This window comes from Polaromonas sp. UBA4122 (assembly GCA_002381615.1).
In the GTDB taxonomy this organism is placed as follows: domain Bacteria; phylum Pseudomonadota; class Gammaproteobacteria; order Burkholderiales; family Burkholderiaceae_C; genus Polaromonas.
The window spans coordinates 38,574-45,448 of the sequence record DFWY01000081.1 but is presented as its reverse complement, the minus strand read 5'-3'; the positions used below and the strand labels follow the sequence as shown (position 1 = coordinate 45,448).

Below are 6,875 nucleotides of genomic sequence, written 5' to 3'. Positions count from 1 at the left end.
AGCGAACTCGCAGTGTTCGTGCGCCAGCATGCCTCGGCATCGCTGGTTTGCGCGGCGCTTGCAGTGGCCGCTGCATGGGGTCCGCACCCCGTGGCCGGCGCCACCCTGTTCTTGCTGTGGGCCGCGTCGCCACTGGCCGCCTGGTGGGCCAGCATGCCGCGCCCACGGGGCACCGCACAGGATTTGCGCGATAAGGACCGGCTTTACCTGCATGCCCTGGCGCGCGACACCTGGCGCTTCTTTGAGCGCTGCGTCGGCCCCGAGGACAACCACCTGCCACCTGACAACCTACAACTCGTGCCGGAGTTCACACTGGCGCACCGGACATCGCCTACCAACGTGGGCTTGTACCTGCTGGCGGTCTGCTGCGCGCGCGAATTCGGCTGGATCAGCACGGGCGAGGTCATCAGCCGCCTTGAAGCCACGCTGTACAGCATCGAGCGGCTGCCCAAGCACAACGGTCACCTGCTCAACTGGTACGACACGCGCACGCTCGAAGTCCTGCAGCCCTATGTGTCGGCGGTCGACAGCGGCAACCTGGCCGGCCTCCTACTGGCGGTGGCGCAGGCCTGCATCGACCTGGCGCGGGGCGGCGCCGACGGCAAGTCGGCGCAAGACGCCTTGCTGCACCTGGCCGAACGCTGCCAGACTCTGTACGCGGCCATGGACTTCCGTGGCCTGTACGACGGCAAGCGCCACCTTTTCCATATCGGCCTGCGGGTCGATGAACAGGTACTGGACGCGAGCTATTACGACCTGCTGGCGTCTGAGTCGCGGCTGACCAGCTTCCTGGCCATCGCCAAGGGCGACGTGCCGCGCCGCCACTGGACCGCGCTCGGCCGGCCCTTCCTGTCGGTCGGTGTGGCGCCGGCGCTGAAGTCGTGGTCAGGATCCATGTTCGAGTACCTGATGCCGTCGCTGCTGATGCCGGAGCCCGAGCACGGCTTGCTGCATACGGCGGCGCTGGCGGCGGTGGCCGAACAGCGGGCTTTCGGCACCGCGCAGCAGTTGCCCTGGGGCGTGTCTGAGTCGGCCTATTTTGCGCAGGACCATACGCTGGCCTACCAGTATTCGCCCTTCGGCGTGCCACGTCTGGCGCTGCGGCGCACGCCACCTGCCGACCGTGTCGTCGCGCCCTATGCCACCATGTTGGCCACCGCGCTCGAGCCGCGTGAAGCCGTGCTCAATCTCCAGCGGTTGCAGCGGCTGGGCGCACGCGGCGAGCTGGGCCTGTTCGAGGCGCTGGACTTCACCGTGTCGCGCCAGCCGGGCACCCAGGCGTTCAGCATCGTCCAGGCTTTCATGGCGCACCACCAGGGCATGTCGCTGGCGGCGCTGTGCAACGTGCTGTGCGGCGATGCGCCCCGGCGCTGGTTTGCTGCCGACCCGCAGGTAGCGGCGCACGAGGCGCTGCTGCATGAGCGTACCCCGCGCCAGATCGTGGAAAGCGCGGAGCCGCGCCAGCCACCCGAGCCCGGTGGCTATGTGCCGGCGCCGGTGTTCCAGTCGCGCGAAGTGAACCCGCTCAGCGCCGGCTGGAAGCCCACCCACCTCCTGTCCAACGGGCGCTACAGCGTTGCCCTGCGCGCCAGCGGAGCCGGCGTCAGCCGCTGGCGGGGCCGCAACGTCACGCGCTGGCGCGACGACCTGCTGCGCGACGGCTACGGCACCTTCTTCTACCTGCGCCGCGAGGGTCAGCACGCCGTGGCCTCGCTCACCGCCACACCGGCGCCGGGCGCCAACTGGCGCTACCACGCGCGCTTCATGGCCGACCGGGTCCAGTTCCATGCGCACGACGACGACCTGATCGCGACCATCACCGTGCTGGTCAGCCCCGAGGACGACACCGAACTGCGCACCGTGACGCTGCACAACATAGGCCAAACCGAACAGGTCCTGGAACTATTCTCCTGCTTCGAGGCCGTGCTGGCCGACCCGCGCGCCGATGAAGTGCACCCGGCCTTCTCCAACCTGTTCGTACAGACCCGCTGGGAGCCGCAATGGCGCGCCCTCATGCTCACGCGTCGGCCCCGCCTGCATAGCGACCCGAAAATGGCGGTGTCGCATTTCCTGGCCGAGGCCGAGACCGACCTGATTTCGGTGGACTGCATCGCCGACCGTCGGGTGTTCGCCGGCCGCAACCATCCAGCCCACCAGCCGGCCCTGCGGCCGCAGCCGAAGGGCGCCGACGACAACCCCATCAACGGCCTCGACCCGGTGGCCAGCCTGCACGTGAAGCTGCGGCTGGCGCCCGGCGCCATCGCCAAGCTGTGCTTTGCCACAGCCGCCGCCGAAACCGAGGACGAACTGGCGCCGCGCATCGACAAGTACCTGCAGCCGATGCACGTGGAACGCGCAACCCGCATGGCCGCCACGCTGGCCCAGGTACGGATGCGCGACCTGGCATTGACCCCCGAGGAAAACCTGGCGCTGCAGGACCTGACCACGGCGCTCATGTACAGCCTGTCCCGGCCGGCGGCCGAACGCACGCCGCTGGACCAGCGCCAGCTCTGGCGCTTCGCCATTTCGGGCGACAAGCCCATCGTGCTGGTGCGCATCCATTCGCCCAGCGGGATGCCGCTGGTGCATGCGCTGCTGCGGGCGCAGCCCTGGTGGGCCTTCGGCGGGCTGGCGGTTGACGTGGTGGTGCTCAACAGCGAGCCCAACTCTTACCTGATGCCCTTGCAGCGCGACATTCTGGCGCTGCGCGACCGGCTGATGCAGGCCGTGCAATACAGCTTCCCACCCAGTGACGCTGCGGGCTTTTACCTGCTGCGCGAGCACGAGATGGCCGTCACCGAGAAAGCCGCGCTGGCCGGGCTGGCGCGTGTCGTGCTCAGCGCCGATGGCCGGCCCCTCGAAGTGCAAGTGGCGGCCCTGCGCGAGAGTTGGCTGCCGCAGCGCAACAGCGCGGTGGCCCGGGCACCACTTTCCGGCCAGGTGCCCGCGGCGGGGACCGCGACGGGAATATCACCCCAGGGCCACTTCGACCCAGCAAGCGGCGAGTTCCATTTTGAGTTGCAAGACGGCCAGACATTGCCCAGGCCTTGGGTCAACGTCATCGCCAACCCGGCGTTCGGTTTCCAGGTGTCGGAAACGGGCAGCGGCTATACCTGGGCTGGCAACAGCCGGCTGCACCAGATCACGCCTTGGTCTAACGACCCGGTGCGCGACCCCGCCTTCGAGCATTGGCTGCTGCAGGACCTGGACAGCGGCCAGGTCTTTCCCTTGGCGCCCTCCCTGTTAACTGCGCCGGACAGCCGCTGGAGCGTGCGCCATGGTCAAGGTTATTCGGTGTTTGAGGGCCTGCACGGCGGCCTGCAAGTGGAAACGACTTTCTTTGCCGACCTGAGCGAGGCGGTGAAGGTGGTGCAGGTGCGCGTCCGGCACGAAGGTGGCGGACGGCGGCGATTGCGCGCCGTGGCGATGGTGGAATGGCAGATGGGCGACGCACGCGGCGCACGGCGTACGCTGCACACCTGGAAAGGCCCCGAGCAGGCGGCCGTGTTCGCCCAGCAGCGCGAAAGCCAGGGCGGCTTCGGCGGCTCCACCGTATTTCTCGCTTTTCTCGCCACAGTCGGCGCGGCGACCGGAATGCAGTGGACCTGCAATCGTGGCGAATTCTTCGACACGCTGGGGCGACTGGTGCTACCCGACACACTGGGGCAACGCAGTGGTGGCGCGCTCGATCCCTGCGCCGCCCTCGCCGGCGAGTTCATCCTGGCCGGCGGTGGCGTGCTGGAGTTCAGTTTCATCCTGGGCCACGGGGCGGATGCGGCTGCCGCGGAGCAGATGGCCCTGGACTGGGCACAGCGCAAAACAGCGGACGATGGCGGCCAGGCACTGGCAGGCGTCAAGGCCTGGTGGTCACAGCTGCTGGGCAAAGTGCAAGTGCAAACGCCCGACCCGCTGTTCGACGCCCTGCTCAACCGCTGGCTGCTCTACCAAACCGTGGCGTGCCGCCTCTGGTCCAAGGCCGGGTTTTACCAGGCCGGCGGCGCTTTCGGCTTTCGGGACCAGTTGCAGGACGCGATGGCCTTGGGCCTGGCCGACCCGGGGCGCCTGCGCGAGCAGATCGTGCTGAACGCCTCGCGCCAATTCCCCGAAGGCGATGTCCAGCACTGGTGGCACGCGCCCGGCGGCGCAGGGGTGCGCACACATTTTTCCGACGATCTGCTCTGGCTGCCTTATGCCTGCGCTCACTATGTCGAGGTGACCGGCGATGTGGCCCTGCTCGATGAAGCCGTCCCCTTCATCGACGGCCCGCCCATTCCCGAGGGCGCCGAGGACGCCTACTATGTGCCGCACATCAGCGCGCAATCCGCCAGCGTCTATGAGCACTGCGCCCGCACCATAGACCACAGCCTGGCGGTGGGCGTACACGGCTTGCCGCTGATGGGCACGGGTGACTGGAACGACGGCATGAACCGCGTCGGCCACGAAGGCCGCGGTGAATCGGTCTGGCTGGGCTGGTTCCTGTGCAGCGTGGTCGAGTGCTTCCTGCCTTTCGCCAAAGCGCGCGGTGACAACGGGCGCGCTGCGCGCTGGGTTGAGGCGCGCAGCGGCTGGGTCGCCGCGCTGCACGATGCCGGCTGGGACGGCGCCTGGTTCCGCCGCGCCTTTTTCGACAACGGCGCGCCGCTGGGCTCGGCTGCCAACGCCGAATGCCGCATCGACCTCATCGCGCAGGCCTGGGCGGTGCTGTCCGGTGCGTCCACGGCGGCCTTCACCACCCCGGCCATGCAGTCACTCAGCGAACAGCTGATCGATGAACAAGCGGGTCTGCTGCGCCTGCTGGATCCGCCATTTCAGCATTCGGGGAACAACCCCGGCTACATCCAGGCCTATCCGCCGGGCGTGCGCGAAAACGGCGGCCAGTATTCGCACGCCGGCGTCTGGGCCATGATGGCTCAGGCCCTCACCGGTGACACCGAGGGCGCCTGGAACAGCTTTGAGGCCCTCAGCCCCGCACACCGCAGCCAGCATCCGCAGCGCGGCCCCGCCTACGAAATCGAGCCTTATGTGATGGCCGGTGACATCTACAGCGCCGCGCCCTATGTCGGCCGCGGCGGCTGGAGCTGGTACACCGGATCGGCCGCCTGGCTGTACCGTGCAGCACTGGAAACGCTGCTCGGCCTGGCCGTGCGGCCGGGCCGGCTGTCCTTGTCGCCGCGCCTGCCGGCGCATTGGCCCGCCGTGGAAATCCGCTTGAAGTTGCAAGGGCGCGACATCACCGTACACTGGCAGCGCAACCACGATGCCGAGGCGCCGCTGAAGACCGACCAGGTGCTGGGCTGGGGCGAGTGGGTGGCGCTCGATACCCTGCCGCAGCCAGCCGTGCTGCTGGTGCACGGCGAAGCGGTGCTGGCGCACCCGCCGGAAGTTGCTGTTCCAGGCCGCTCGGACTAACAACGAGCAGTTTGAATGCTACAACTTTAATAGCTGTTTACGCCCGTCCTGTCTTGGATAGAGGACTAAAAGGCTTTACAAAATGCCGTCAGCCCGCTTATCTTCCGCGCCGTCGTCAGCCACACTACGATCCCAGAAACTCGCCAATCGGCTTCAGGTCATCCACCCGGTCACAAATGGCCTTGACGATCATCAGAATGGGTATCCCCAGCAGCAGTCCCCAGACGCCCCACAACCAGCCCCATGCAAGCAGCCCTACAAAGACCGCCACCGGGCTCATGCGGCTGGTGCGGCTGGTCAGCCAGGGCGTGAGCAGGTTGCCGACGAGGGTGTGTATGAGCAGCGAGGCGCCGCCCACCGCCAAGGCCATGTTGAGCGAACCAAACTGCAAAAAACCGACCAGCGCCGAGGCTGCTGCCGTGACCAGTGAACCCACATAAGGCACCAGATTCAGCACGCCTGCAACAATGCCCCACACCGCAGCATTGTCAAGTCCGATGGCCAGCAGGGCCAGCCAGGTCAGCACCCCCACCAGCGCGCTGATCAGCAACTGCACCTGCAGGTAGCGCTGGATCTGGCCGGTGATTTCGTGCAGTGCCTGCAGCGTGATTTTCTTGTTGCTGAGGCTGGGGCCGGCCAGCTTGATCAGCTTGCGGCGAAAGGTGTCGCCAGAGAACATCAGAAAGTAGGTGAGGAAAACAACCACGGTGGTCTGACCCATCAGGGCGATCAGGCCAATCGTGCCCGACCACAGATAGTCCTTGACGTTGAAACGCGGCGGCTCGACCACCACACGCGTGGCGCCGCGGGTGCTGCCGGGCGTTGCACTCTCCTGCGCAGCCTGCTCAATTTGCGACGCGGCTTTCTGCACGGTTTCCAGCGTGCTGTCCGATCTGCCGCTGCGCGGTTTCACTGCCTCCCTGAGCTTTTGCGCCGCCGCCGGCAGCGCCTCCACGAGTTGCGAGGCCTGATCCCTGAGCGAATACGCGGTCGACCCAATCGCACTTAAAATCGCCAGCAGCAGCACCGCGGAGCCCAGCCAGCGCGGCACGCGTTTGAGTTCCATCCAGTTGACCAAAGGCGAGAGCGCGTAGCTGAACAGCACGCTGAGCATCACCGGTATAACGACGGCCTTGGCCCAGTGAAGCACAAAAACACTGGCCAGAACGGCCAGTACCACCAGCGACATATTGCGGATGTCCACCGGCATGTGAAGAAGCACCCGTTCTGGCTCGGTCAACAACGCCGCTTCAGGGTCGGCAAGCGGAATGTCTGCAGGGTGTTCTTCGGTCATCTGGTTCCTCATAAATATCCGCTGGTGCAGCCTCGCTGGCGCACTGACCTGCTGATTGGCAAAAAACGGCGCGCGCACTCCCACAATCGTCGTGCGTCCATTCAAACCCAGGAACAAGCGAAACCGTGTAGGACGCTGGCGCCGGAACGGACCGGTTGCCGTGCCTGATGGG

General features: G+C 66.8%; 2 protein-coding genes. One reads left to right on the top strand and one right to left on the bottom strand.

Annotation, left to right across the window (positions count from 1 at the left end; all coding sequences use genetic code 11):
- Window positions 1–18 precede the first annotated feature (18 nt).
- The gene (locus B3F77_RS10975; protein WP_293604993.1) at window positions 19–5,409 is read left to right on the top strand and encodes a GH36-type glycosyl hydrolase domain-containing protein; all 5,391 of its coding nucleotides are present in this window, start codon (window positions 19–21) and stop codon (window positions 5,407–5,409) included.
- Between the two features lie 124 nt (window positions 5,410–5,533).
- Here B3F77_RS10975 and B3F77_RS10970 read toward each other — a convergent pair whose 3' ends face one another.
- A complete protein-coding gene (locus tag B3F77_RS10970) occupies window positions 5,534–6,703 on the bottom strand; it encodes an AI-2E family transporter (protein ID WP_293604992.1) in 1,170 nt (389 codons plus the stop codon).
- Between the last annotated feature and the right edge of the window lie 172 nt (window positions 6,704–6,875).

Excerpts from the sequence above, each read along its gene's own strand:
- B3F77_RS10970 (WP_293604992.1), bottom strand. The coding sequence starts at position 6,703 with ATGACCGAAGAACACCCTGCAGACATTCCGCTTGCCGACCCTGAAGCG.